Genomic DNA, 25,089 nt, shown 5'->3' with positions numbered 1-25,089 from the left:
TCTACCGCGGAGTCTTGAGCGGCTGGACGTTCTCCACCGCGAGCTGTCCGTCGAAGCTCTGGGCCAGCGTCACCTCGAAGAGCTCCTCGGGGAAGAAGCCGGCGACGATGGGCCTGGAGATGTCGAACTCGCCCGAGGCCTGGCGGGCCGCGATCGCGATCGCGACACCCTGGGCCGCGGCCGCGGCTAGCTGCTTCGGTGAGATCTGCTTGGCGTTCATGAGGTTCTCCTGTGTTGCCGTTACCACGGTTTGGTGGCGTAGCAACGGTTGCACAGAGTGGCCGATGCTGCACGATCTGTCACCTGTTGGAGTGGGAACGCCCCGCCGCCGGCGGGTGGGTCAGACCTGGATCTGCTGGATGTCGGCCACCGTGCTGGTGAACCCGTTGGTCGAGATGATCCTCAGCTGGACCTGCTGGCCCGGGCGGAACTGGCTGTGGTCGACCTGGATGACCGGGTCCTTGAGACCGACGCCGACCGTCTGCCAGGTGACGCCGTCGTCGGTGCTGACCTGTGCGGCGAAGGTCCGGCCGGGCTCCGGCGCCTCGTCGAAGTCCAGTGCCAGCCCGAACGCCCCGTTGTCGGCCCCGGCGTGCCGGGCGGTGCGCAGGGCCGGGGGTGCGCCGGCGGCTCGGAAGGCGTCCACGACCTGCCCACCGACGATCAGCTCGATCGCCGCCGGGCTGGGTCCGACCGGCACCACGGCGTCGACCAGGCCGGTACGGTCGGCTCCCGGGGCCAGCTCGGACGCCAGCTTGACCGGGACCGGGACCTCGCGGGGCGCCCCGCCGTCCGCCTGCTTGATCCGCAGGACCACCGGGGTCTCCCCGTTCGGGCCGGGTTCGCCGGAGACGGCGGGCTGAGCGGCCAGCGGTGACACTGGGTTGACGAAGCGGATGCCGCCCTCACGCCTGGTGAGGTTCACCGTGCCGACGACGCTGACGAGCTGCTCGGCCCCCGCGAGCGCGCCACCCGCCCGGGCGATCATCCCCGCCTCCGGAGCAGCCGCGCGGGTGACCGACAGTTGCGGGAACCGTTCGTCGGGGCGACCGCCGGTGGGCGCGGCGGGCCCTGCGGACCCGGCGACCGGGACGACTGGGAGCGGTGCCGGGGCACCCTCGGGCAGCGGGGCCGGGGTGGCCGTCGAGCCCTCGGGTACCGGGGCACCAGCCGTGAGCGCCTTCTCGGCCATCAGGCGCTGACGGATGGCCTCATAGGTGTAGCTGCTGATCCACTGCTGGTCGCAGTAGGTCATCACGTCGTGCCACTGCACCCCGGGCCTCACCCTCATCGGCAGGTTCAGTGCGAGGTCGCCGACGTCGAATCCGACGAAGGTGTCCGGTGAGTCGGCGAGCTGCCCCTTCTGGAAGGGGTGGTTCTGCAGGTCGTCCGGGGACTCCCCGCAGAACCCGGGGTGCCGACGGCCGAAGGTGTGGCCGAGTTCGTGGCCCCCGTACCAGTCGCTGTAGGCGCCGTCGAAGTCCCAGCCCCAGTCGGCCGCTCCGCACGGTGACGACGCGACGGTCGCCGGGTCCGGCGCCGCGGGGACGCCGGAGGAGCAGCCACGCATGAAGAACCGCCGTCGGCCACCTGACCGAGGTAGTGAGTGCGCGGGTCCCCGCCCCCGCTGATGTCCAGGGCGCGGATGGCGGCGAGCTGCGCGTTGGTGTCCTCGCACGTGAACGGGGCCGGGGCGACCACATCGATGACGGTACGTGAGCTGATGACGTCGGGCACCAGGTAGGCGCGCTCGAGCCAGCTGATCAGCGCGGTGTGGTCGAGGTCCCGGGGAGTGTGGGTGCCCGGCACGTCCCCGCCCTCGTACCGCAGCCCGAAGACCTTCACCCGTAGTGGCGGTGAGTTGTGGAACCAGACGGTCGGGCCGTTGGCGGGCGCGCTGACCCGGACGGGGTTCCCGCTCACCGTGTCGGTGAGGGTGAGCGACCTCACGCTGAGCGCCCCCTCGGTCGTCAGCGCGGGCGGCAGCAGGAAGTTGAGGCTCAGCGTGACGTCGCCACGGCGGGTGGCCAGGTCCTGGGGCACGCTCGGATTGACCGAGACGGTGTTGGCCGACAGGACGGTGAAACCGGGATCCGTGGGGGACCTGACCAGCTTGAGGGCGCCGCTCACCACGGCGGCGGGGCCGAACGTGCCGCTCACGTAGGCGCGGATCACGGTGGCCTTCCAGCGATCAGGGTGACGCTGTGCTGGAGGTCCTGCACCGCCTGGGTGATCTCGGTCGCGTCCAGTACAGCGGTTGTCGGAGTAGTCATGGCTGACCCATTGGACGAGCGTTCCGGTTCCTTCAGGCTATGTCCGGCGAGGGCTGCCCGCCCGTCCTGCGGCGCTGCCAGAAAGGGCTCAGGGGCCAACGCTGCTCCTGTCCGTACGCGTACGCATGATTGTCGCGGTAGGCCGTCGCGACCCTCTCCAGGAACGCTGTGTAGTCGGCGAGGGCGGTGGTCGTCGCGCCCTCGTCGGCCAGGCAGTCGGCGACGGCGCGTCCGGCGCGGGCGCCAGTGTGCAGCGCGGTGAGGATGCCCTGCGAGGAGAGCGGGTCGAAGGCGATCGCGGCGTCCCCGGCCGCCATCCAGCCGGGGGCGGCCGCCGGGGTGAGCCGCAGGCCGTGGGCGGGTGCCCAGCGCGGTACGGGAGTGGCAGCGGGGTCGTGGTCGGCCAGGCGCCGCCGTAGGTGGCTGGTGCGGGTGAGCGCGTGCCAGAATCCGTGCGGGGTCTTCATGGACGGCTCGGCGAGGTCGACGTCGGTCAGGTGGGCGACCAGACGTCCGGCCGGGATCCGGGTGGTGTACCACCAGCCGTGCGGCGCCGCCTCGACCAGGGTACGGGCCTCGGCGGCCGCCGGGTGGTCCCGGCCCGCGGCATCCCGGTCGGGGAACACTGCGTACGCGGCAACCAGCCGGTCCTGCCGCCGGCGCCGGCCGTGGCGGCGGCCGATGACGCAGCGTCGGCCGGTGGCGTCGATCACCCAGCGGGCCGGCAGTGCCGTCAGGGTGCCGGCGGCCTGCTCACGGACGATCAGGCGCCCAGCCTCCCGGCGCAGCGCCGTCGCCCGCAGCGGCTCGGCACCGGCCGCGACGGCGGCCCCGCGCAGGAAGGCGTCGAAGCGGAGTCGGTCGAGGTGCCAGCCGTGCCCGTACGGGTCGAACAGGTGGCTGCGGCCGTGCAGCGAGGCCGAGCCCCAGGCGGCGTAGGTGCCGGTGGACACGGGGTGACCGGCGGCCAGGAAGCCGTCCAGCAGCCCGAGGTCGCGTAGCAGCGGGCGGGCGACGGGCGGCAGGAACTCGCCGATCTTGAAAGCCGGCCCGGCCGTCTCCCCCCGCCCGGGCCCGCCGTCCTCAAGCAGCAGCACGCGGTGGCCGCTGCGCGCCAGGACGAGCGCCGCGACGGCACCCGCCGGGCCGCCGCCTGCGACGACGGCGGCGGGCGGCCTGGGCGGGCGCAGGCGGGTGGTCACCGGTGCGTCCGGAAGCGCTTGACCTTGTCGATGAAGCCCACCGAGACCTCCTCGTCCGGGACGTCCGCCATGGTGACCGCGGTGGCCATGGCGGACGCGCCGAGGACCGGGTCGGCTGCGCGGTCCACGTGCACGGTGACCAGGTTTCGCCCCGCCGGCGGGGCGGGCTCGCGCGGGAAGCTCACCTCGGACTCCACCAGGAGCTCCGCCGGGAACCGGGGGTCGTCCGTCGGCCCCGGTCGGCGCTCGACCACGCCGAGCTTGCCGAAGTCCTGCACCATCGCGTTGATGGCGTCGAGGTAGGGGGCGGGCAGCCAGCGCAGCCAGGTCTTCCTTGTCCCGAAGGCGGCCAGCCGCTCGCTCATCGGGCGGGAGGTGTCCAGGACGACCTCGTAGTCCTCCTCGGCGAGCACGTGGTTGGGCACCCGGGCCGGCCAGAAGGTCGGCAGGTACGGGTCGTAGGGACCCAGTCCGAGGGTGACGCTGTACTCGTAGCCCGAGCGGCAGCTCGCGGTGTCGGTCTGCCACGGCACGGCCATCCAGCGGGTCAGGTCGCCCGGGCCCTGGGCGTGCAGCGGGCCGTCGAGGGAGAGCGCGACGTCCGGGGTGAGCGCCTGGCCGTAGAAGGGCGGCGGGGGCGCGGCCGGGTCGCGGTGGCGCACCCGGAAGGGGCTGCTGTACAGCGTGGTGTGACGCATCGGCCAGGTCAGCTCGCAGCCGGGGTGGAAGGCGTCGGCGAGGCAGAACGACAGGGCCGCCCGGTCGAGGGTCTCGGGCCGCTGGGCGAACGGGACGTCGTCGATCGTGGCGGGCGGCTTCTGCGCCGGGTCGTAGTCGTTGGCGAAGTCCCCGCGGGCCCAGCGCTGCAGGAGGCGGTACTGCAGCGGTGAGAGCGTCATGTGCTGGCGCACCGACTGAGGCGGCAGGTTCATCGCGTCGCCGTAGACCGCCGGCCACGGCACGGGGGACACGCCGTCGCGGTCGTAGTCGCGCACGGAGAGCCAGACCTGGCGGCGCAGCTCCCTCTGGACGGGCGAGGGGTCGGCGAGGGCGGCGAGCCGGGCCGGGCCGAGGAGGTCGTCACGCCCGCCGTGGCCGAACTGGACGGCCAGGCCCTTGTTGACCCACTGCAGGCCGGACAGCCGGCGCAGCACGGGCAGCACGTCGCGGGTGAACGACACCTGCTGCGGTTCGGGAAGCAGGCCCGCCTCGAAGAAGGACCCGCGCACCAGGTCGTACATGGTGCGCACCGAGGTGAGTTCGGGCGCGTAGTTGGGCGGCGCGGTGACCACCCAGCCCGGGTCGACGGGGATCTTCCGCCCGTCGATGCTGACCTCGGCGGTGACCGGGCCGTCGGATACGTCGTCGTACCAGCCGTCGTTGTTGGCGAAGGTGTCGGCGGGGGCATCGGCGGCCGAGGCCGAGGCGCCGTGGCCGCCGAGGAAGATCAGCCGGCCACTGTCGTCGGTGCGCACCTCGCCGAGGTAGACCCGTCTGTCCATGAAGGTGCCGGTGTCGAAGCGGTACTCGGGCTTGCCGGAGCGGTTGCGCCCCCGCACCGAGCGGGGTCCGGGGTTGATGGTCAGCAGGCCTCGCTGGTCGGCCGGGATCTTGGCGTTGCGCAGGTTGCTGGTGTCGGCCTGGCCCGCCTCGGGGATGTCCAGGGCGATCTGGAACTGGTACCAGGCGGCCTTGGAGTTGGCGACGTGCACCGTCCAGCGCAGGTCGGCGTTGTCGGCGGTCAGTTCGGCGACCGGCTCACCGGCGGCGTTGTAGCCGTAGACCCGGAAGCGGACGGCTTGGCGTTTGAGGGCGCCGGTGACGTCCTTGTAGCTCCCGGTGGGCGGCAGGTCCGGGTGGTCGACCTCGGGGGCGAGGATGAAGTCGTCCATCATGCTGTCGCCGACCCGGGCCACGCCGATCGCGGGGTGGACGGCGGCTCGGACGATCCGGGTGTCGCGGCCGGACGGCGGGGTGATCTGCGGGCGGGCCGGGCCGGGTTCGGCGGCCGGGACGCCGTTGACGTCGCGGCGCTGCTCGGCCGAGGCCTGGTAGACGGTCCTGCGCACCTCGGCGATGCTGCCGACGGGTCGGTGCTCGGCGAGGCTGTGCCACGGGTTGTAGGCGAGGTTCTCGCCGTAGGCCGCCTGGCCGCGGGAGGTGACGTCCTGCTGCTGGAGGGTCAGCCGGGCGACCTTGACGGGGGTGCTCGCGGTCTCCTCCCAGCGCACGGTGGCCTTGTCCAGGGGCATGGCCTCCGGGTCGGTGCGGAACTGGAGCAGCAGGTCGAAGGCGGCCGGTCCGGCGGCGAGCCGGCGGGCGAGGTCGGTGCCCAGGTAGGTCGGGTCCTCGTCGGGCGGCGTCGCCGCCGGGTCGCCCGATGCGCAACCGGCTGGCACCAGCTTGTACTTGACGAAGCGCTCGGGCCCGAATGCGTACGGCAGCACGCCCCAGTAGGTGGTGGTCAGGACGCTCTCCTCGAACACGGCCATCGCGTCGAGGATCTCCTTGGTCACCGGGTGGTCGGCCAGGTACCGGTCGTAACTCCCTTCGACGACACCGGCCTTGGTGAACTCGCACATGTCCTGGGCGGTGTCCACGAAGAAGACGTCGTGGTTCTGCATCAGCAGGTCCTGGGTACCGGCTTCGGTGTCGCCCTCCAACAGCTTCGGCCCGGGCACCCCGAACAGCTTGATGCCGATGCCGAGGGTGGTCATCAGGTCGGGGCTGCCGGGCACGGTGTCGCTGGAGAAGCGCACCCAGGCGGTCAGGCCGCCGGGCTGCTCCTGGGCGCTGCGCAGGAAGCCGACGCGTAGCTCGGCCGGCAGGTCGTCGGCGACGGTGAGCACGCCGCGGGCGACGCCGTGCGGCTTGAGGAAGACCGGCCGCTTGACCGGGTCCTGGCCCCGGGCCATCCGGACGCCCTGGGTCATGTCCACGAACATCTGCTTCAGCGCGGCGGCGGCGTCCTCGGCGCAGTCCGGCAGCGGAGGAGCGCCTTCGGCGTCGTCGAAGGGTTCGGGCTTCCCGATCATGCTGTGCTCCCGTCAGTGCGGCGATTGGTCCGGGGGCCCGGTGAACGCCGCTTCCCGGCTGCTCGGCCCCAGCCAAGCGTGCACAGAGCGTCCGGGATCCGCGCGCCGACGTACGCCCGAACCGAGCATTCCCGCAGCCCGGCGCAGGCCGAGTCACTCCGATCGCCCAGCACCGCTTGCGGCCGACGCGGTCGACAGGGGCAGCGTCGGAGGAGTTCCGGCGAAGGGAAAGGGGATGAGCGAGGAAGGGCTGCGCGTCACGGGGGCAGGGTGGGGTCACGTCCGCTGGAGTGGTGTATCGACGGCCACTCGGTGATCTCGTCAGAGGCTATGCGGTGAGTTCGGCCGGGATGGCGGGTTCGTCGGTTTCTGACTCGATCGGGTGGAGGCGGGCCTTGGCGAGGAGTTCGCGGCCCATGTAGCGGCGAGCCTCGGTCCACTCGCCGTTCTGCTCGGCCAGGACCGCGCCGACGAGCCGGATCACAGCGGTGCGGTCGGGGAAGATGCCGACGACGTCGGCGCGGCGGCGGATCTCCTTGTTCAGCCGTTCCTGTGGGTTGTTCGACCAGATCTGCTTCCAGATCTCGCGCGGGAAGGCCGCGAAGGCCAGCAGGTCATGCTGGGCGGCGTCCAAGTGCGCTGCCGCCTTGGGGAACTTGGCCTCCAGCGCGTCCGGGACCTGCCGCATCTGTGCTTTCACCGTGTCGGTGTCGGGCTGTTCGAAGACCGTCCGCAGCAGCGTGGCCACCCAGGGCTGGGCCGATTTCGGGACCTGGCTCAGCAGATTCCGCGCGTAGTGGGTGCGGCAGCGCTGCCAGGACGCGCCGGGCAGGGTGGCGCCGATCGCGTCGACGAGGCCGGCGTGGGCGTCGGAGACGACGAGCTGGACGCCCGTGAGGCCGCGGGCGATCAGGGAGCACAGGAAGGCGAGCCGGCCGGCGACTCCTCGCTGGAGGCGACGTCCAGGCCGAGGATCTCGCGGTGGCCGTCGGCGTTGGCGCCGACCGCGATCAGTGCGTGGACGTTGACGATCCGGCCGCCCTCGCGGACCTTCTGGGTCAGCGCGTCGACCCAGACGAACGCGTAGGGGCCGGCGTCCAGGGGCCGGTTGCGGAAGGCTGCGACCTGCTCGTCCAGATGCCGTGCCATCGCGCTGACCTGCGACTTCGACAGCTGGGTGACGCCGAGGGACTCGGCGGGTTTCTCCACCCGGCGGGTGGAGACGCCCAGCAGGTAAGCGGTGGCGACCACCGAGATGAGGGCCTGTTCGGCCCGGCGGCGGCGTTCGAGGAGCCAGTGCGGGAAGTAGCTGCCCTGCCTCAGCTTGGGGACGGCGAGCTCGACGGTGCCGGCGCGGGTGTCCCACTCGCGCGGGCGGTAGCCGTTGCGGTGGTTGACGCGTTCGTCGCTGACCTGCCCGTATTCGGCGTTGCAGAGCGCGTCGGCCTCCGCGGACATGAGCGCGTCGGCGAACGTCTTGATCATCGCGCGCAGCAGATCGGGACTCGCCGCGGCGAGGTTGTTCTCGGTGAGGGCGTGCAGGGGCAGACTGCCTGGTGCGGTCATCGTGCTGATCTCCTTCGAGGCTTCGACACTTCGAAGATCAGCCGGTGGCCGTTCGTCTATGCGGGCACCATCCTGACGCCGGAGCAAACCCCCGGAGCAGGTCGAACCCGTACACCACTTCCTTGGACGCAACCCACCCCTGATGAGCCATCAGCCAACTACACTCCCGACGATGCCTCTGACCAGGCCAGCTAAGGGTTGTCCCGCAAAGATCTCGGCTCCGGGGATCGGTAGGGTGCCGTCATGACTCTGGGCATAGTGCGGGTGGATGATGGTTGGCGCGTGCCTGCGCTCCGCGGGCTGGGCGTGTCAGAGCTCGTCATCGACGACCGGCTTCGGCTCCGCATCGAGTCGAACGAGATCATGCTGTGCTCGGGGGCGGAACTTGTGGCTGACGAGCGGGCGTACGGGCTTTCGGCGTGGCCGCAGACGAACCTCGGCAAGGCTACGGAGCTGTTGCGTCAGGCTGTTGCCGAGGTCAGCGTTTCCGATCAGGGAGCTCTCCGAGTCCTGTTCGCGGGCGGTTGGCGCTTGCTGGTGCCGGTCAATGACGAGCGGTCAGCATGGAGAGTGACGGTCCGCGACCATGGAGTTCTCACCGCCAAGCCCGGCGGCGGGGTGGCAGTAAGCGATCCCGGCTCCGAGACGTAGTCCGGCCTCGTTCGATGACCCGGGCTTCGAGCATGGACCGGCCCTGATCGATGATCATGATGTGGCGAGTGTGATCACGGCATCGGAGCCGTCTTGGATAACCCCATTCGCAGGGCTGAGCCCGCGCTGCTTCAGCAAACTGCTGACGGCGTTGCGGCGCGATGGAGGAGATGTGATCCACCGAGGTCGGCCGTGGAGTCTGCCGCTGGAGGATCGGGTGCTGCTGGTCACGGCCTATTGGCGTACCAATCTAACGTTGCGGCAGCTCGCTCCGCTGTTCGGCGTCTCGAAGTCCACAGCTGGCCGAGTCATCAACCACCTCGGACCCCTGCTCGCGCTCCGGCCCCGCAAGCGGTTCGCGAAGGACGCCGTGCTCATCGTGGACGGCACTCTGGTCCCCACCCGCGACCACGTCGTCGCCGAGCGTTCGAAGAACTACCGGTACTCCACCAACCACCAGGTCGTCATCGACGCCGACACCCGGTTCGTCGTCGCCGTCGGCCGGCCCCTGCCAGGCAACCGCAACGACTGCAAGGCATGGGAGCTGTCCGGTGCGAAGGCCATCGTTGACAGGGCAACTGTGATCGCTGACGGCGGTTACCGCGGCACCGGCCTGATCATCCCGCACCGCCGGGAACGCGGTCAGGCCGAACTACCGGCCTGGAAAGAGGAGCACAACGCTTCCCACCGCAAGGTCCGGGCTCGCGTCGAGCATGCCTTCGCCCGTATGAAGGCGTGGAAGATCCTCCGCGACTGCCGCCTCAAGGGCGAGGGTGTTCACCACGCTATGCGCGGCATCGCCCGCCTCCACAACCTCACCCTCGTCGGGTAAGACACAGCGCCGCTGGTCGATTGGCACGCCGCAGATCATTTACGGGACAGCCCTTAGCGAACCGCTGCTGGAGTACTAAGGGCATGGGGGTGGCCGCCCCTCAGGTCGGCCTCGCTCGGCGTGCGGCGATCGTCCGGCCGCCTGAAGGGGGCGTGATCGTTCTCCTGAACCCGACCGTAGTGGAGGCGTCACCGGAGGTTGATGAGCACTACGAAGGCTGCCCGTCCTTCTTCGACGTCCGCGGGAAGGTTCCCCGTCCGCGTGCGTTGCGGGTTGAGCATCAGGACTTCGACGGCAAGGCCCGGACGGCGATGTTCACTGATGGGCTCGCCCGACTAGTCGCGCATGAACTCGATCATCTGGACGGCGTGCTGTACGTGTCGCGGATGCTTCCTGGCTGCGAGGTGATCCCGGTTGCTGAGTACAAGGGGACTGGTAGGCAGTGGCAGTACGGAGAGAGCCAGTAGCGCGCTGGTCGACATGGGGACAGTGCCATCCGGGTCGAGTCTGTTGACGGTGGTTCGCTGGTGTGAGACATGACGTTGGGCATCGCGGATCAGGCTCCGTACTGACACAGGGGCCCTCGTGGTGTTCCAACGCCGCTCGGGTTAAAGAACGCCGAAGGGGCCTCGGGTGACGGCGGCCATGACCAGCTGGATCTGGCAAGATTCTCGTAGCCGGAAATTATCTCGGTGAGATAGTCGGCTGATCGGCATAGCGTCGTCGGAGGTGTGCGATGAGGACGGCGCGGTGACTGGGAAGCCGTCGGCCGGTCCTGGCTGCGCGCCGACGACCATCGGGGGAGATCAGCGCGGCGGAGACGTCCGGGGCCGGAGGCGGGCTGTGAGGGCGTCGCCCAGGGCCGTGTCCGGCGGGCCTGGGGGGTCAATCCGGAGCTGGTCGGCCAGGTCGCCGAGGTGCAGATGGACTGCGGCCTCCAGGAGCTGGGCGTAGGCGTCCGTGGCGGTGCGGATGCGGTGCCTGGCGACCAGCGTGAGCGCCACGGCCAACGGAGCGGCGGGCCACCACCACATGGTCAGCGGGGCGTACAACAGCGCCCACCCGGCCAGTGCGCCCGCGCGGGTCAGCGCCTGTTCAGCGACGGTGACCTCGGCGCGAGCGGTTTCGGGCAGGGTCAGCCACAAGTGCGGCCACACGAAGGGCAGATCCACGTGATGGTCGCGCTCCAGGCGGACGACCACGGCGTGCAGGCGGTCGCCGCTCCAGGTGGGCCGGTCTGGCTCCTCGGCGGCGACGCGGAGCAACGCCCGGTGCAGGGCATGCCGGACGGCAGGGTCGGCGCGTCGGCCACTGTGCGCCAACTCCATGGCGTCGCGGTCCAGTTGCCGATGGTAGCGGGTGGCGGTAGAGGTCCAGCGGGCACGGCGGCGGGCAACCAGGGCGCGAGCTCCCCGGCGCAGCGGACGCGGCCAGGAGTGCCAGTCGGCGGCCAGTACGGTGCGTTGCACCAGCGCGCCCGCGCCCTGCGCAGCAAGCCCGGCGGCCGCCGCGGCTGCGAGGACCGCGCCGAGCAGGACGACCTGCCCGCCGACCGTGCTCGCCGCGGGCTCCTCGGCCCACTCCGTGACGCGGGAGACGAGCAGTCGGCGGTCAAGGGCGTGGGCCTGACCAAGAGTGTGTGCGGCGGTCGCGACGGCCAGGAAGAGGGCTCCGGGCAGCACCAGAAGCGTCAGCCAACGCTCGGCGAGCTTCTGCCCCAGAGCAGTAAGGAATCCGCCCACCGCTACAGCCGTTCGCGGCGCAACGGCTGACCGGTGATGCGGCACCCGGACGGCTCCTGAGCGTCCGGCCAGGCATAGCGTGCGCACTGCCCGGTGGGGCATAACAGCAGCCAGCCGTCGGGACGTTGGGCCCCGACCCCGATCGGGAACAGGCCACGTCCCTGACCGCGCACCCCCGTCGCGTCCCCGGCGAACAGCAGCGCCTCGTGCAGCGCGTCTAGCGGCGCGGTGGGATCCTGCCCGGCGCGCACGGCCGCCACCACCCGCTCCAACGGCTCGGCGCCCTGCGGCCCATAAGCCTGGAGATCCTCGCGCATGCGGTCCAGCTGGGTGCACACGTAGGCGATGTCGTCGCCCGTGCCCCCGGTCCGCGCGTCGTGCCGGTCGTCCATCGTATCCCCCGATCGCCGAAACCCGCTCCGGCGGAACTGGAAGCGGACCTGTGCCGTCATGATGTAGAAGAAGGACCACACCGGGCAACCTTCAGTTCCGGTGCCTCGTGACCGTTCGGCCACCGCAGGGAGCACGGATGAGTATGCGTGACGCATTACTGGAGTCGATCCGCGCCAGGCTCAACGAGGTGGTGGCCACCGGTGACCGATCGCCCGTCATGGAACAGGCCGCGATCGGCGATGCCATGAAGCTCATGCAGTACGGGGTGAACGAGACGGCGGTGGACGCCGAAGTCCTAGTCGCCCTGGGCTGGTTCTACTTCTGGCGCTCCCAGGAGCTTCCCGAGCCGCGTGCCGAGGCGGAGCGTGGGGTCGCGCTCCAGCTTCTCGCGATCCCGTTCCTCGGCGGCGAGCAATTGCTTCCGGAACCACTGCTGCTCCCCCTGGCCGAGTCGGCGATCCCCGAAGCCACCAATATGCTCTTACGCACCCTGCGGACGCCCGTGGGCGTGCGGGATGCGGCCCTGACTGTGGCGGTGTGGAGCCGGATCACCCTCCATCTGCCGGAGGACCACGTGGCGTATTACTCGGGCCTGAGCAGCCTGGGCCTGGCCTGGCGGCGCAGGTGGGAGATCGCGGGCGATCCCGTCGACCTGAACTGTGCTGTGGAGGTCGCCCGCGAGATCGCCGAAACCCTGCCCGCCGGCCGGCCGGGTCGGGCCACCTACTGGTTCCACCTCAGTACTGCCCTGCACCTGCGCTTCGAACAGGGAGAGGACGCCGAGGACCTGGACGGCGCCGTCGAGGCCGGTCGCGAGGCTGTCCGCACCGCGACGGATGACGACCCCGACCGCTGCCTCTACCTGACGGGCCTGTCCAAGGTGCTGCTGACCCGCTACGCCCGCACGGGAGACCGCCTCGACTTGGGTGCGGCACTGCAGGCTGCCGGTGAGGCTATCGCGCAGGCGCCCGAGCGGCATCCCGACCACACCATGCTCCTAACCAACCACGCCAACGCGCTTCTCGCGCGGTACGCGACTTACCTAGAGGCCGACGACATCGTGGAGGCGGCACGGATGAATCGCTTCGTCGTCCGGATCGCGCCGCGCACCCATTTCGAGTATGCCCGGTACCTCTCCAACGCCTGCGGGGTGCTGCGGCTGCTCTTCGCGCACACCAAGAACGCCGAGGACGTGAATGAGGCGATCGAGTACGGCTACCGTGCGGTGCGGGCCACGCCTGTCGGTGATCCCGAGCGGACCATGTACCAGATCGGGCTCGTCGAGGCGCTGCGGGACCGCTTCGACGCTCTGGGTGACTTCGGCGACCTCGATGAAGCGGTGGCGGTCTGCCGTGCGGCGGCCCGGGGCGCGGCCCAACTCGACCACCCGGACCAGGCGATGGTCATGAGTGTGCTGGGGAGCGTGCTGCAACAGCGGTACGAGCGCGACGGCACGAGCGAGGACCGTGACGAGGCGTTGGGGGTGTGGGAACGCACCGTCGCGATGAGGACGGCCCCGCCGCTGTTGCGGGTGGGCACCGCCCGGCTGGCCGCCGAGCTGGCCGCGCCGTCCGAGCCCGGGCGCGCGGCCCGGTTCCTCGAGCAGGCCATCCTGCTGCTGCCCGAGGTTGCTCCGCGCCGACTGCGCCGAGGGGACCAGCAGCGCGCACTGGGCGCCCACGGCGACCAGCTAACCGCGGACGCGATCGCGCTTGCCCTGTCCGACACCGGGGTGTCCGCACCGGAGCGGGCCTCGAGAGCGCTCCGCCTCGCGGAGGCCGGACGCGCGATCCTGCTCGCCCAGTCCCTCGACATCCGGGGCGACGTGACCGAGCTGCGGGACCAACACCCGGATCTGGCACGAGAGTTCGTCGACCTACGCGGCCGGCTCGATGAGGACGCCGACACGGTCGGAGCGTCAGCCGCCGTGCCGGGGGCACCCTCGCACTCCGCACACTTGAGGCTAGCCAAAGAGATGGAGGCGCTCCTGGGGCGCATCCGCGCCCACGACGGCTTCACCCGCTTCGGGCTGCCTCCTACTTTCGACGAACTGGCCGCGCAGGCCGGCCGCGGCCCCGTCGTCACCCTCAACGTGAGCCGCCACCGCAGCGACGCCCTGATCCTCACCCCGGACGGCGTCACCGCCTGCCCCCTTCCGGGGCTGGCGTTCGAGGAAGTCGCTCGCCAGATCGGCCAGTTCCACCTCGCGCTGGTCGCGGCGACCGCCCCCGACGCCGACCGAATCGCCGCCCAGCGCATGCTGCACGAGGTACTGGAATGGCTATGGGAGGCGGCTGCCGAACCGATCCTGACCGCACTCGATGCCCTGGGTCAACTCCCCGACGGACAGGACGCGTTGCCCCACGTATGGTGGGCTCCGGGCGGGATGCTCGGCCTGCTGCCCCTGCACGCGGCCGGGTTCCACCGGGACCCCGGCCGCGTGCAGGGCCGGCGCACCGTGCTCGACCGTGTCGTCTCCTCCTACACCCCGACCATCCGCGCCCTGCGCCACGCACGCGCCCACCGCCCCGCCGCCACCGACCGGCCGCGGCCCCTGATCGTCTCCATGTCGACCACACCCGGCCACGCACCCCTGCCGCACGCGGCCCAGGAGACCGACCGACTCCGGGCCCTGCTCAAGGACCCGGTCGTCCTCAGCGCGTCAGGGGAACGGCCCGCGACGAAGGCGACCGTCCTTGCCCAACTCGAGCACTGCACCATCGCCCACTTCGCCTGCCACGGCATCACCGAGTCGACCGATCCCTCGCAGAGCAAGCTACTCCTCCAGGACCACGCCGAGACGCCGCTGACGGTCTCCGCGCTGTCCCGGGCCGACCTCACCCACGCCCAGCTGGCCTATCTCTCCGCCTGCCGCACCGCGCACCCCGGCAGCCCCCGGCTGCTCGGTGAGGCCATCCACCTCACCAGCGCCTGCCAACTCGCAGGCTTCTCCCACGTCATCGGCACGATGTGGACCATCGACGACCGCCTGGCCGCCGATATCGCCGAGTCCTTCTACACCCACCTGGCCGACGGCCTGACCGGCGCGCCCGATCCCGCACGGGCCGCAACGGCCCTGCACCGAACCGTCAAAGACACGCGCGACCGCTTCCCGGCCACCCCGTCCCTCTGGGCGGGCTATCTCCACTCCGGCGCCTAGTGCCGCATCAGAGAACCTCCGCCCTGTTTCTCGGTGAGAGGATCACTGGCAAGCGCCGGGACTGACAGTCTCGGATCGAACGGGGGGAGACATCGAGAGTGGCCGGGGATGAGCCTTGGACAGGTGACGATCAAGATCACAATGATCGGTGTCATGCGCGTTGGCGAGCGTCGTTGAACCGCTCGACGGCTCAGTCCGGCTACCGGGACGAGTGGTATGACGCCCAGTGCGGAGGATGCCGCTTCTGGATCCCGTTGAGCGGGCAGCTCGGCCGGGACTACGGGGCGTGCAGCAGCCCTGGCTCGTCATTCGATGGGCGAGTGCGGTTCGAGCACGACGGCTGCGAGAGCTTCGCCGACCGCGCCGACGGCTCATTCGGGTAAAGACCGTTCAGGCAACGATGACTCTGGCCACGACCCTACGGAGGCGCTCATCGGCGGCGTGCTTGTTCCGCCAGATGATGTAGCGGCGGATCATGCTGCCCTGGGCTTGGTGGCTGTGGTGGTCGGTGCCGTCGAGGGCGAAGTAGCGCAGGGCGGTGAACTGGGCCTCGATCCGGTTGAGCCAGGAGCTGTTGGTCGGGGTGTAGGCGATCTCGACGTTGTTCGCCGACGCCCAGGTCCCGACCCGCTGGCACCGCTTGGTGGTCAGGTGGGGTGAGTAGTTGTCGCAGACGATCGCGATGCGCACGTCCAGCGGGTGCAGCGAGCGCAGGTAGCGGCAGAACTCCAGGAACTTCGATCGGTTCTTCGTCTTCTTGATGTGTCCGTAGAGCTGGTCCTTGGCCAGGTCGTAGGCGGCGAACAGGTGCCGTACACCGTGCGGGCGGGTGTAGGTCGCCCGGCGGCGGGGCCTGGGCTCCCGGTCGGGATCCTTGTGCCAGCCACCGCGTTCCGCCCACTGACATCCGGGGTGGGGTTGGAGATTGAGTGGCCCGAATTCGTCCAGGCAGAAGATGACTGCGGGCTCGCCTTCCTCGGGTATGACCTCGCCGTCGGCGATCGCGTAGAGGTGTTCGACCCGGGCCTTCTTCGTCGCGTAGTCGGGGGCGCGGGAGGTCTTCCAGGTCTTCACGCGTTGAAAGGAGACGCCCTCCTCTCGGAGCAGGATGCGCAGGCCCTCGGGGCTGATGTCGTCGACCACCCCCTCGGCGACCAGGAACTCCGCCAGCTTGGTCAGACTCCAGGTCGAAAAAGGCAGGCCGTGCTCGGCCGGCCTGGACTTCGCGGTCTTCTTGATCTCCCGGCGCTCGGGCAGGGTGAACGTCCTGGGTCGGCCGCCCTTGTACTTCGGGTAGAGCGACTCGAAGCTGTCGGCGTTGAAGTTGTGGATCACGTCCCGGACCCGGTCCGCGCTGGTGAACGTCACCTCGGCGATCTTCACCACCGGCATGCCCTGCGCGGACAGCAGCACCATCTGGGCCCGCCGCCAGGTCACCACCGAACCGGTGCCTCTGCGGATGATCCGCAACAGGCGCTGCCCCTCGTCGCCATCGATCTCGCGAACACGTACCCACTCTGCCATCCGCACATGATCTCGTTCAGTGCACGATCATGCGGGTATCCCAGGCGGCGCATAGTGGCGCAAGTAGTCACGTACCTGAGGCTCGAGTCCGGACAAGTCATTGCCGTTGAGGGCATGCCAGAGACGGTTCTCGATCCAGAACCGATGGGCGAACTCCTCGAACGAAGATGCACACCAGAGGATTGCGGCCCTTTGCTCCTCCGGATCGTCGAGATTGGTCTCCGTCTCTTCCCCGTCGCGCCGCGCCTCGTACTCGTATTCGTAGTCGAGATAGGAGTGCACCACGAAGGCCTCACCCGACGGACGGAGGTAGAGGTACCAGATGACGCAGTCCTGTTGATCCCGCAGGAATCGCACAAGGAAGGCATCAGGCTCGACCGGACTGGGCAGGGGCTCTGAGATATCGGTCCAGCAGCACGTCACCGAGACCTCATCCAGCGAGCAGTGCAGCTTCGAGTCGGCCTGGAAGGTGACGAAGTCCCGAGGCAGCGTCAAGCCCTTGGCCGCCAGGCTCTCTGCCAAGCGATTGAGCACTGTGACCTGTTCGGGAACAGGTTCGCCGGTACCACCGAGCCGTTGAAAGGCGCCCGTGAACTCGGTGGAGTCGAGAGGCGGCAGGCTTTCGTAGGGGTAGTACTCATAGGTGTAGCGGCAGGGGCGGTATTCACCCAGGTCGGTGGCACACCAAGCAGAGTCGAAGCCGACCGAGGACAAGTCAGACCCTGATCGTTCACCAAGCATCGGTCCCCCATTGATCACCGTGAGCGGAGTTGTCGGCGTCAGCATCGCACTGCCTACTGACACTCCCCCACCCCGCCGCTCTGCCCTCCCTGAGCAGCAACGATGATGGCCTCGTGGTGACAGACCTTGAGCTCTTCGCGGACTACTTCCAGATCCACCTCCTGGGCGACGAGTCCGAGGGTGACCTGAGCGAGGTGTGGACCGAACAAGCCGTCCGGGACGGGCTCGGCGTCACTGAAGATGCCCTGGCCATCGGCACTGACGTCAACATGACCGTGGCAGTCAGCGTCCACCTCCTCGCGCAGCAGCCGGACGACGACCGCGACGACTTCGACCATGTTGTCGAAGCAAGCCTCAATCTGGTCTCGGGACGGCTGGTCGTGCTGGGCTGCACCGACTACCTCCCCGATGCGGCACGCTTCGACATGCCCACCGGCTGGACCCGCATCCGCGCTTCTCGACGGAACCTCGCTGCCGCCGCTTTCCCTGACCCCGATGGCGAGGACGAGCCGGAGGACACCGAGGAGATCCGACTGCAAGCCTGGCCGGCCCCGTACTCCCAGCCGCACATCATCAAGCGCTGGGCACGCCCCGACGCGTAGTCGCTGTCGCGAGCCGCTCTACATGTTCACCATGTCGTCGCGCACGAAGTCGTCCGAGGCATCAGAGACCTCGCCTGAACGTCTCCACCGTGAGTGTCGCCAAGCCTCTCGTTGCTGTTGATACAGAACGTCGCTCAACACCCTGGCGAGGGCGAACGTTGCCTGATGCGGCACTAGTGTCCTGGTGTCGGCGTACGGGCTCAGGAGCTATCCGGCTGGAGGACGACGTCACACGGCCCACCCCTACCTCTTCCCTCCCGACGTACCGACACCGAAGCGGCCTCGGGCCTGGCGCCCTCGCAGGTCAGCGGCTCGCCACTCACCGCTAACGGAGCAATAGTCAAGACTTGTGGATCGGCAGTTGCTCAGCTTCAAGTTGATCGGAGCCTGGTGAGTCCTCCGACCGTCGAGAGTTTGTCGTTGAGAGGCTCGGCGGCGGCCGGCGAGGTGATGAGCAGGAGTACCGACACGTCGGGGTGCTCGTCGTCGTAGAGATCGTCTTCCCCGTCGTCTCCGGGAATGGCGTTCGGCTGGATCTGGAGGCGGGTCGTGTCGGCGAGGGTGGCCAGGAAGTAGACGCCGAGGTAGTCGCTCTCGTGTTCGGTGAAGGTCACGTCGAGTCGGTCGGCGAGCAGGCTGGCCAACTCCTTGGTCATGTAGAAGTTCGTGCCGTAGGTGTCGGAGACGGTCATCTGGGCATTCTCCTCAGGCCGCATGGCTTTCGGTGCGTTCGACCAGCAGGCCGTTCTCGAACCGGGTCCCGGCCCGGACGAGTGGGACCAGGTGGGCTCCGGCGATCGCCCGCCAGCGGGCCTGGGCGGATTCGACGAGCTTGAACACCATGGCCAGGGCCGCGGCCGGGCTGCCGGCGCCTCGGGTGACCTTGGTCCGGAGCTTTCGGAAGACAGTTCGTCACATTACGGGCTTTATGGACCCAGCAGCGCTGGTGCCGAGCGGTCGGGAACACCTCGATCAAGGCTTTCCACAGGCCCATCGCGCCGTCGCCGATGACGAGTTCGGGGTCGCGCATGCCGCGGCGGCGGCAGTCGCGCAGCAGGTCGGCCCACGACTCGGTGGACTCCCGCAGTCCCTCGGCCAGCGCGATCAGCTCCTTGGTGCCGTCCAGGCGGACGCCGAGGAGGACCAGCACGCACGAGTGCGCCTGGCCGAGCCGCACCTTCGGGTGGACCCCGTCGGCCCATACGTAGACGAAGTCGCGGTCGGACAGGTCCCGGTCCTGGAAGGCGGCACGGTCGTCGCTCCATTGCTTCGTCAGCCGGGTCACCGTCGCGGCCGACAGTCCGGCCGTGCCGCCGAGGAACTGCTCCAGCGCGGGCACGAAGTCTCCGGACGACAGTCCGTGCAGGTAGAGCAGCGGCAGCACCTCAGAGAGCTTCGGTGACTTGCGGCACCACGGCGCAAGGATCTTGGAGGAGAACCGCTTGCGCTCGCCGGTAGCCTCGTCGACGCGGCGGTCGTTGACGCGCGGCGCGGTGACCTCGACCGGCCCGGCCGCGGTGACGACTGTCCGGGGCCGGTGGTGGCCGTTGCGTACGACCAGGCGCCGTCCGCGCTCGTCGGTCTCGGCAGCTAACTCGGCTATGTACCGGTTGACTTCCGCCTCCAGCGCGGCGGCCAGCATCCGGCGGGCGCCCTCGCGGACGATCTCGTCGATCAGGGAGCCGGACGCGATACTGCCGTCGGCGTTCACTACGCTCAGCACGGGCGTGCCTTCCCGACCCGCGCTGCGAACGCGGGCCTACTCGGAGACCTTCAAGGGATCATCGGGAAGGTACGCCCTCCGCGTTCCTCCCGGCATCGATCCACAGGTTCCGAGCATTGCTCCGCGACGACTCGGCTGCTGATTGGGATGCGCGCATCGAATCGCTCGTATGGACGTGACAGCGAGGTCGTCTGCTGGGACGGAACAGGAGAACGACGAAGGAGGCTCTCGTGCCCGAACCGTGGGCGGGAACGGACGCGGGCAAGGAGGAACACCACTGCACCGTGATCGACATGGACGGCGTCAAGCTGCTCTCGCGCCGAGTGGCGAACAGTGAGGACGAGCTGTTGAAACTGCTCAGTGGCGTCCTGGACTTGGCTGACGGTGGCACGGTGACCTGGGCAGCGGACCTGAAGCGCCTGATCCAGTCCTACCTCGGTGCCGACCGCCGAGCCGGCACCACGGGCATGTACAGCGGACCGAAGCGTTCCTACGAGGACGACCTCGCCGAGTCGGCCTTCAGCGACATCACCAAGCGCCGTTCCCCGGTCCGCCGCACCTGGACGCCGACCGGCGTGGTCGCCTATCTGCGCAGCACCAGCTTCGCCCGCGCCGATCTCTTCAAGGACCGGCACACCCGGTTCGAGTCCGAGGCGCCGGCGCTGCTGGAGCAGCACGCCACGGACGGCGTCCTCATCGAGGATGCCGTGTTCGACGTGCTGCTTGCGCGCCGTCCGGGAGGTGCCCGTTGACCGGCGGCGAGCGGTACACGGTGCCGGTCGATGTCCACCTGGTCGCCGTCCGCGACGGGGGGGGGAGACGGGTCCGGAGGTGCTGCTGTCGCACCGTGCCGGCTCCGTCTACGCCGCGGGGCATTGGCATCTTCCCTCTGGGCATCTCGACGGGCCTTTCGAGGACGCCGTCACCGCGCTCGTCCGCGAGACCCGCGAGGAGACGGGCCTTGTCGTGGATCCGGACGACGTGTGCGCCGCGGTCACCGTGCATCACCGCGCGCCTGCCGGAGACGCGCGGATCGGCGTGTTCTGCGAGGTCCGTTCCTGGTCCGGGGTGCCGGAGGTCATGGAGCCGGTGGTCTGTGACCGGATGGAGTGGTTCGGGTTCGATTCCTTGCGGGTGCCGATGGTGGCCTACTGCCGGGCCGGGCTGGACGCGTACCGGGCCGGCGCGAGGATGGCGCTGCACTTCCAGGAGCCCGGCGGCCCGATCGGCTACGACCCGGCCGTCGACCGACTGCGCCTCTTACCCGCGCCTGGGTCCGACGGGCCGCAGCCTGCCCAGGAGGTGCGGGACTTCGCTGAAGGGTCGGTCGGCCGGATCACCCGTTGGTCCGACGCCTCTTGGGCCCGGGCACCAGCCAGGTGTGGCGGGTCACCGGCGCCGGCGGTGGGGTGTGGTTCGTCAAGGTGCACCAGAACGTCAAATTCCACGCTCGGGAGACGACCGCACTGCGTACATGGGTCCCGGGTTTGGGCGGCGCTGGGCCCCGCCTGGTTGCCGCCGACCCCGCGCTCCTGGCGGTCGTGGTGACCGCCGTCGAGGGACGTCCCCTGCACGGCGCGGTCCTGACCGGCGCCGAGGAGGAGGCCGTTTTCCGGTCGCTCGGCGTGCTCGCGGGCCGGATTCACGCCGGCCCTCCTTCTCCCTCCCCTACGGCCGTCGCCCCGGTGACCCGCGCGGACCGGTACGCGAAGGTGGACCGGCACCTGGAGGCGGCCCGGCCTCATCTGGCTCCCGGTGATGAGGAGCACGTGCGGGCGGTCGTGGAACAGGCCGTCGTTCTGGAGCCGCTGCCGCTGGTGGTGACCCATGGGGACTTCCAGATTCGGAACATCCTGCTTGCGGCCGGCGGAAGCCTTCGAGTCGTGGACTTCGAGCGCTCCGCACCGCAGCCCGTGGTGCGGGACCTTGTCCGCCTCCCTGACCACTTCGACGGCCGAGAGGACCTCCGCCGGGCCTTCTTCGACGGGTACGGCCGGCTCTTTACCGCGCTCGAACAGGCACATCTAGCGACGGAGGCGGTCCTGGACGCCGTGTCCGGCATCGGCTACGGCACCGCCCACGGCGATCCCGAGCTGGTGGAGCGCGGTCGCCGCATCCTCGCCCGCAGCCGCGCCGGCACGCTCTGCCCTGCCCCGACACCGCCCGCTGGAGGCAACCCATCATGACGCCCAACACCGTTTCACCCGCCGCGGATCCTGTCGTGCGGCCGGCCAAGCCGGACGATGCCGCCGAAATCAGCCGACTGCGTTCGGCCTTCGTCCTGTCCGAACCCCTCGACAAGGAGTGGCTCGACAGGACACGCGATCACCTCGCCGGACGGCTCGGCCCCGCGGGCGACGCCCGCGCCTACGTCGTCGACGCACCGACCGGTGGGCTCGCTGCCTGCGCCCTCGGCCTCATCCACCCCGTCCTGCCGGCCCCGCGCTACCCCCAGGGCCTGGCCGCGCGCATCCACATCGTCGCCACCGACCCCGCGTACCGTCGCCGTGGGTTCGCCAGGGCGGCGGTGGCCGCGCTGCTGGACCACTTGGCGCGGGACGGGGTCACCCTTTTCGAGCTGCACGCGAGCAAGGAGGCGGCCCCGCTGTACGGGGAGTTCGGGTTCGCCACCGAGCCGGCCCTGATGCGGATGACCCGGCTCTCCCCCACGCCCGGGGAGGGAAGGTCATGAGCTCGACGTGGCTGCCTCCCGAGGAGTACGCGACGACGCTGCCGAAGGCCACTGTGTTCGGCAGCGTGTTCTTCACCGACGCGTACGACCGGCCGGTGCACCTGCACGCCGTCTACAGCGCGGAGCATCCCTGGCAATGGCCGGGCGGTACGGCAGAGCCGGGCGAGCGGCCGTGGGACACGGCCGCCCGCGAGACCGCCGAGGAAACCGGGCTCGTGGTGCCCGGCCCACCGAAGCTGCTGGCGGCGATCTTCGGACTCCCCGGCACGGCATGGCCGTTCGCGACCTCAGGCCTGGTCTTCGACGGCGGCCGGCTCACGGAACAGCAGCTCACGAACATCACCCTGGCGCCCGAAGAACACGACGAGGTCCGGGTTCTGCCACTTGAGGACTGGCGGGGACTGATGCCGGAGCGGGACTTCGCCCGGCTGACCGCCGTCATGGAAGCCCGCCGCACAGGAGTGGCGGGCTACTACGACACCTGGGACTGGGATGGCTGACCGAAGGGCTGACACCCACCGCCCCCGCGCCAGAACAACTTACCTCGCCGCGCGAGGAGATGACGGATGTATGTCGTGCGGTCCCAGTGGGAAGAGCACCATACCGACGGGAAGGGGTTCCGGCTGCTCAGCGACGACGAGCGGGAGCTGCTGACCCGGCGTGCCCCGGCCCGGACGGCGGCCGGGCGCTGGACGCCGACTGCGGCATGCGCGGTGGTCGCGGACGAGACCGGACGCGTGCTGCCGGGCTCGTCTCGGCGCGGTCACCTGGAACTCCCGGGCGGGAAGACGAACGGCTCGGAGTCTTTCGAGGCGGCCGCGGTCCGCGAGCTCCGTGAAGAGAGCGGGCTTGTCGCGAGGGTCGAGGACGCGCACGTTGCCTGTTCTGACACAGATTCCCGCAAGAGTCCGCACGGCCGGTGTTCGCCCGAAGTGCCGGCCGGCAGCCGTGACACCTCCCTGCCCGGACCCGTTGGACAGCACGACGTGAATCGAGGAACCGACCATGAGCGCAAAGGTGTTCACGGCGCCGGAGGCTACGGAGGACGCCGCACGGATGCGCCGTGCACTGACCACCGCGGCTCGCGGCCTGCAGGTCACACCGGTCGGGCCGGAGGTATGGGGCTGGCAGGGCCGCACGCTTGGACGCCGCGCCGGGACAAGCTGGCTGCGGGTCGTCTCCGCGCCGTCCGAGAAGGCCGGCGGACGGCTGTGGGAGGGCACCGCCCTGGCAGACACGGCGGTCCCCCGGTCCGTGCCACGACCCCGACTGCGGAACTTTCTGGACTGGACGGGCGGTCCCTACTCCTACCGGGCCGAGCTCACCGAGCTCATCACCACACCGGCCGTCGTCGCCGGCAGCCCCGTGCTCGACCGCGACCCCGGGCTGCCGGACTCCTGGTGGCGAGACCTGCGCGCGGCAACGCACGCGCTCGCCGCAGTGCCGACCGACCGTGAGGCCGTCCGGCAGGCGTGGATCGACCGCAACTTCCGCACCTTCCTGGGCATCGACCCGCCGCAGATCAGCGGCCACACCACCGGGCACGCGGACCTGCACTGGGCCAACCTCGCCGCCCCCACCCTGATCATCTTTGACTGGGAAGGATGGGGCCGCATGCCGGTCGGTTACGACCCGGGCCTCCTGCACGCCTACTCCCTGACGGTTCCGGCGGTCGCCGCGCGCGTACGGCGTGAGTTCGCGGACGTCCTCGACGCTCCCGCCGGCCGGGACGGGGAGCTTGTCGCCCTCGGGCAGCTCCTTCAGGCCTGTGCCCGGGGCGTCCATCCCCACCTCGCCCCGCTCGTCGCCCGCCGGGCCGAGGCACCTCACCGGCGTCCCCGTCCCCTCACCCTGACCAGACCGGCCCTCAGCGACCTGGAGGAACCCGTGCCCCACCCACACGTCTACGTCGTCGTTCTGACCTCGAACGACCGACCGGACGAGGAGGCTGCCGCGCAGGCGACGCTCCTCGCGCCGAGCGATGCCGATGTCCGGGTGGTCGTGGTCGGCAACGGGTGCCGCCCCGAAGTCGTGCCACCTACTGCGCTCACCGTGTCCCTGCCCGAGAACATCGGTATCCCCGGCGGCCGCAATGCCAGCGCCGACGCGCTCCGCAAGGCAGGCGACCCGGCCGAATGGCCGTTCTTCCTCGACAACGACGCCGGCTTCCCCCGCACCGACGTCCTGGCCCGGCTTGTTGCCGAGTCCGAGCAGCATCCCGAAGCCTCCTGGGTGCAGCCTCGGCCGACGGGGCCGGGCGATGCGACCACGCCGCTGGCGCGGATACCGCCGTCGTCACCGCCATCTGGGCACCGGACAGCCGACGCGCGCCCGAACTCGCTGACGCCCTTGCCGTCCTGGGCGCCGGCGCCCCGCGGCTGCTCGGCTACGGTGACGCCCGAAATCCCGAAGCGGCTCCCGGCCGCCCCCGTCTCATCGACGCGCCCCTCGACGAAGTCGTGGGCCGTCTCGTCGCTCACCTGCATGCCTTCAAGCCGATCGCCGTAGTGACACATGATGCCGTCGGCCAGTTGACGGGCCATCCCGACCGTGTCCGGACGCACCAGGTCACCCTGCTCGCCGTCGAAGCCGCGGGTCACGCTTGCCTGTATCCCAAAGTGGGGCCTCCGTGGCGGGTGTCCGACCTGTACGCGGCCACCCACTCCAGGTCGGGTGTGGGCCTGCTCGGTCCGCTGATGGAACGAGTGGGCAAGAGCGTCCTCGCGGTCGAGGACGCGTACGTGACCGTGCGCGTCGACGTCACGCCGTGGGCAGCCGCCAAGCGGAAGGCTGTGAGCGCACACCGCGGTGAGGTCGCCCGCGAGCGACCTCTGCCCGGCATCCTTGCCCGTCTGCCCGAAGCCGACCGCCACCGGACCATCTGCTTCGAGCAGTTCACCCGGATCGGTTTCGGGGCCGCGCCGGCCACCATGGACCGGCTCACGGCCTGACC

Annotated in this window: 21 protein-coding genes and 5 pseudogenes; 15 read left to right on the top strand and 11 right to left on the bottom strand. The window is 70.1% G+C overall.

The window, feature by feature from the left end; translation table 11 throughout:
- Position 1: 1 nt before the first annotated feature.
- Together GGE06_RS09985 and GGE06_RS09980 are read right to left on the bottom strand one after the other, a co-directional pair.
- Complete coding sequence (locus GGE06_RS09985) at positions 2–220, bottom strand: hypothetical protein (protein ID WP_116156864.1); 219 nt, start codon at positions 218–220, stop codon at positions 2–4.
- A gap of 120 nt (positions 221–340) precedes the next feature.
- Entirely contained in the window at positions 341–1,570 is a 1,230-nt protein-coding gene (locus tag GGE06_RS09980; RefSeq protein WP_184930567.1) for a hypothetical protein, read from the bottom strand.
- Positions 1,571–1,798: 228 nt separating this feature from the next.
- Between GGE06_RS09980 and GGE06_RS09975 the strand changes: the two genes are divergently transcribed.
- Positions 1,799–2,164: a hypothetical protein gene (locus GGE06_RS09975; protein ID WP_184930566.1), complete on the top strand. Its 366-nt coding sequence runs from the start codon at positions 1,799–1,801 to the stop codon at positions 2,162–2,164.
- 141 nt (positions 2,165–2,305) lie between these two features.
- Here GGE06_RS09975 and GGE06_RS09970 read toward each other — a convergent pair whose 3' ends face one another.
- The 3 genes and pseudogenes from GGE06_RS09970 to GGE06_RS09960 form a co-directional block, all read right to left on the bottom strand.
- Entirely contained in the window at positions 2,306–3,475 is a 1,170-nt protein-coding gene (locus GGE06_RS09970) for a tryptophan 7-halogenase (RefSeq protein ID WP_312883079.1), read from the bottom strand.
- Positions 3,472–6,510 carry a LodA/GoxA family CTQ-dependent oxidase gene (locus GGE06_RS09965; RefSeq protein WP_246532401.1) on the bottom strand — a complete coding sequence of 1,013 codons (3,039 nt, stop codon included), beginning with the start codon at positions 6,508–6,510 and terminating at the stop codon, positions 3,472–3,474. The genes GGE06_RS09970 and GGE06_RS09965 overlap by 4 nt, the downstream gene beginning before the upstream one ends.
- Before the next feature lie 328 nt (positions 6,511–6,838).
- Positions 6,839–8,076: pseudogene (locus GGE06_RS09960) on the bottom strand (IS256 family transposase).
- Positions 8,077–8,319: 243 nt separating this feature from the next.
- Between GGE06_RS09960 and GGE06_RS09955 the strand changes: the two are divergent.
- The 3 genes from GGE06_RS09955 (at position 8,320) to GGE06_RS09945 (ending at position 10,026) form a co-directional block, all read left to right on the top strand.
- Positions 8,320–8,727 carry a DUF6188 family protein gene (locus GGE06_RS09955; RefSeq protein WP_116156867.1) on the top strand — a complete coding sequence of 136 codons (408 nt, stop codon included), beginning with the start codon at positions 8,320–8,322 and terminating at the stop codon, positions 8,725–8,727.
- A 61-nt stretch (positions 8,728–8,788) separates the two neighbouring features.
- Positions 8,789–9,559: a transposase gene (locus GGE06_RS09950; protein ID WP_184930565.1), complete on the top strand. Its 771-nt coding sequence runs from the start codon at positions 8,789–8,791 to the stop codon at positions 9,557–9,559.
- Positions 9,560–9,642: 83 nt separating this feature from the next.
- Positions 9,643–10,026: a peptide deformylase gene (locus tag GGE06_RS09945; protein ID WP_116156870.1), complete on the top strand. Its 384-nt coding sequence runs from the start codon at positions 9,643–9,645 to the stop codon at positions 10,024–10,026.
- Positions 10,027–10,365: 339 nt separating this feature from the next.
- Here the strand turns inward: GGE06_RS09945 and GGE06_RS09940 are convergent, their stop codons facing one another.
- Together GGE06_RS09940 and GGE06_RS09935 are read right to left on the bottom strand one after the other, a co-directional pair.
- Entirely contained in the window at positions 10,366–11,301 is a 936-nt protein-coding gene (locus GGE06_RS09940) for a hypothetical protein (RefSeq protein ID WP_116156871.1), read from the bottom strand.
- 2 nt (positions 11,302–11,303) lie between these two features.
- Entirely contained in the window at positions 11,304–11,774 is a 471-nt protein-coding gene (locus GGE06_RS09935; RefSeq protein WP_116156872.1) for a hypothetical protein, read from the bottom strand.
- Between the two features lie 62 nt (positions 11,775–11,836).
- On the opposite strand from GGE06_RS09935, the gene GGE06_RS09930 reads away from it, so the two are divergent.
- On the top strand, positions 11,837–14,854 hold the full coding sequence (locus GGE06_RS09930; protein WP_184930564.1) for a CHAT domain-containing protein: 3,018 nt from the start codon (positions 11,837–11,839) through the stop codon (positions 14,852–14,854).
- A 98-nt stretch (positions 14,855–14,952) separates the two neighbouring features.
- Complete coding sequence (locus GGE06_RS09925; protein WP_116156874.1) at positions 14,953–15,237, top strand: DUF3027 domain-containing protein; 285 nt, start codon at positions 14,953–14,955, stop codon at positions 15,235–15,237.
- A gap of 7 nt (positions 15,238–15,244) precedes the next feature.
- Here GGE06_RS09925 and GGE06_RS09920 read toward each other — a convergent pair whose 3' ends face one another.
- Together GGE06_RS09920 and GGE06_RS09915 are read right to left on the bottom strand one after the other, a co-directional pair.
- A complete protein-coding gene (locus GGE06_RS09920) occupies positions 15,245–16,378 on the bottom strand; it encodes an IS630 family transposase (RefSeq protein WP_181924373.1) in 1,134 nt (377 codons plus the stop codon).
- Between the two features lie 27 nt (positions 16,379–16,405).
- The gene (locus tag GGE06_RS09915; RefSeq protein WP_246532400.1) at positions 16,406–17,164 is read right to left on the bottom strand and encodes a hypothetical protein; all 759 of its coding nucleotides are present in this window, start codon (positions 17,162–17,164) and stop codon (positions 16,406–16,408) included.
- A 68-nt stretch (positions 17,165–17,232) separates the two neighbouring features.
- Here GGE06_RS09915 and GGE06_RS09910 point away from each other — a divergent pair, with 68 nt between their 5' ends.
- The gene (locus tag GGE06_RS09910) at positions 17,233–17,721 is read left to right on the top strand and encodes a hypothetical protein (protein ID WP_220378507.1); all 489 of its coding nucleotides are present in this window, start codon (positions 17,233–17,235) and stop codon (positions 17,719–17,721) included.
- Positions 17,722–18,092: 371 nt separating this feature from the next.
- Here the strand turns inward: GGE06_RS09910 and GGE06_RS09905 are convergent, their stop codons facing one another.
- Positions 18,093–18,413 (bottom strand): hypothetical protein, encoded by a 321-nt coding sequence (locus GGE06_RS09905; RefSeq protein WP_246532399.1) that lies wholly within the window; start codon positions 18,411–18,413, stop codon positions 18,093–18,095.
- Positions 18,414–18,447: 34 nt separating this feature from the next.
- Positions 18,448–19,444: pseudogene (locus GGE06_RS09900) on the bottom strand (IS256 family transposase); the annotation flags it as partial.
- Positions 19,445–19,674: 230 nt separating this feature from the next.
- On the opposite strand from GGE06_RS09900, the pseudogene GGE06_RS44240 reads away from it, so the two are divergent.
- The 8 genes and pseudogenes from GGE06_RS44240 to GGE06_RS09870 form a co-directional block, all read left to right on the top strand.
- Positions 19,675–19,857, top strand: a pseudogene (locus GGE06_RS44240) (IS110 family transposase); the annotation flags it as partial.
- Between the two features lie 289 nt (positions 19,858–20,146).
- Positions 20,147–20,515: pseudogene (locus tag GGE06_RS42415) on the top strand (NUDIX domain-containing protein); the annotation flags it as partial.
- A gap of 338 nt (positions 20,516–20,853) precedes the next feature.
- A complete protein-coding gene (locus GGE06_RS42410; protein WP_312883078.1) occupies positions 20,854–21,630 on the top strand; it encodes a phosphotransferase family protein in 777 nt (258 codons plus the stop codon).
- Positions 21,627–22,136 (top strand): GNAT family N-acetyltransferase, encoded by a 510-nt coding sequence (locus GGE06_RS09885; protein WP_184930562.1) that lies wholly within the window; start codon positions 21,627–21,629, stop codon positions 22,134–22,136. Before GGE06_RS42410 ends, GGE06_RS09885 begins: the two co-directional genes overlap by 4 nt.
- Positions 22,133–22,636 (top strand): NUDIX domain-containing protein, encoded by a 504-nt coding sequence (locus GGE06_RS09880; RefSeq protein WP_184930561.1) that lies wholly within the window; start codon positions 22,133–22,135, stop codon positions 22,634–22,636. Before GGE06_RS09885 ends, GGE06_RS09880 begins: the two co-directional genes overlap by 4 nt.
- A 66-nt stretch (positions 22,637–22,702) precedes the next feature.
- Positions 22,703–22,981 (top strand): annotated as a pseudogene (locus tag GGE06_RS43665) (NUDIX hydrolase); the annotation flags it as partial.
- A gap of 160 nt (positions 22,982–23,141) precedes the next feature.
- Entirely contained in the window at positions 23,142–24,644 is a 1,503-nt protein-coding gene (locus tag GGE06_RS43660; protein WP_312883087.1) for a glycosyltransferase family 2 protein, read from the top strand.
- Positions 24,596–25,087 (top strand): PIG-L deacetylase family protein, encoded by a 492-nt coding sequence (locus GGE06_RS09870; protein WP_312883077.1) that lies wholly within the window; start codon positions 24,596–24,598, stop codon positions 25,085–25,087. The genes GGE06_RS43660 and GGE06_RS09870 overlap by 49 nt, the downstream gene beginning before the upstream one ends.
- Positions 25,088–25,089: the final 2 nt, after the last annotated feature.

The sequence above is a fragment of the Streptomyces nymphaeiformis genome, assembly GCF_014203895.1.
Classification (GTDB): Bacteria; Actinomycetota; Actinomycetes; order Streptomycetales; family Streptomycetaceae; genus Streptomyces; species Streptomyces nymphaeiformis.
The sequence above is the reverse complement of the archived record's forward strand: the minus strand, read 5'-3'. Positions and strand labels throughout refer to the sequence as shown.

Excerpts from the sequence above, each read along its gene's own strand:
- GGE06_RS09985 (WP_116156864.1), bottom strand. The coding sequence starts at position 220 with ATGAACGCCAAGCAGATCTCACCGAAGCAGCTAGCCGCGGCCGCGGCC.
- GGE06_RS09980 (WP_184930567.1), bottom strand. The coding sequence starts at position 1,570 with ATGCGTGGCTGCTCCTCCGGCGTCCCCGCGGCGCCGGACCCGGCGACC.
- GGE06_RS09965 (WP_246532401.1), bottom strand. The coding sequence starts at position 6,510 with ATGATCGGGAAGCCCGAACCCTTCGACGACGCCGAAGGCGCTCCTCCG.
- GGE06_RS09955 (WP_116156867.1), top strand. The coding sequence starts at position 8,320 with ATGACTCTGGGCATAGTGCGGGTGGATGATGGTTGGCGCGTGCCTGCG.
- GGE06_RS09945 (WP_116156870.1), top strand. The coding sequence starts at position 9,643 with ATGGGGGTGGCCGCCCCTCAGGTCGGCCTCGCTCGGCGTGCGGCGATC.
- GGE06_RS09930 (WP_184930564.1), top strand. The coding sequence starts at position 11,837 with ATGCGTGACGCATTACTGGAGTCGATCCGCGCCAGGCTCAACGAGGTG.
- GGE06_RS09920 (WP_181924373.1), bottom strand. The coding sequence starts at position 16,378 with ATGGCAGAGTGGGTACGTGTTCGCGAGATCGATGGCGACGAGGGGCAG.
- GGE06_RS09915 (WP_246532400.1), bottom strand. The coding sequence starts at position 17,164 with ATGCTGACGCCGACAACTCCGCTCACGGTGATCAATGGGGGACCGATG.
- GGE06_RS09905 (WP_246532399.1), bottom strand. The coding sequence starts at position 18,413 with ATGACCGTCTCCGACACCTACGGCACGAACTTCTACATGACCAAGGAG.
- GGE06_RS09885 (WP_184930562.1), top strand. The coding sequence starts at position 21,627 with ATGACGCCCAACACCGTTTCACCCGCCGCGGATCCTGTCGTGCGGCCG.
- GGE06_RS09880 (WP_184930561.1), top strand. The coding sequence starts at position 22,133 with ATGAGCTCGACGTGGCTGCCTCCCGAGGAGTACGCGACGACGCTGCCG.
- GGE06_RS43660 (WP_312883087.1), top strand. The coding sequence starts at position 23,142 with ATGAGCGCAAAGGTGTTCACGGCGCCGGAGGCTACGGAGGACGCCGCA.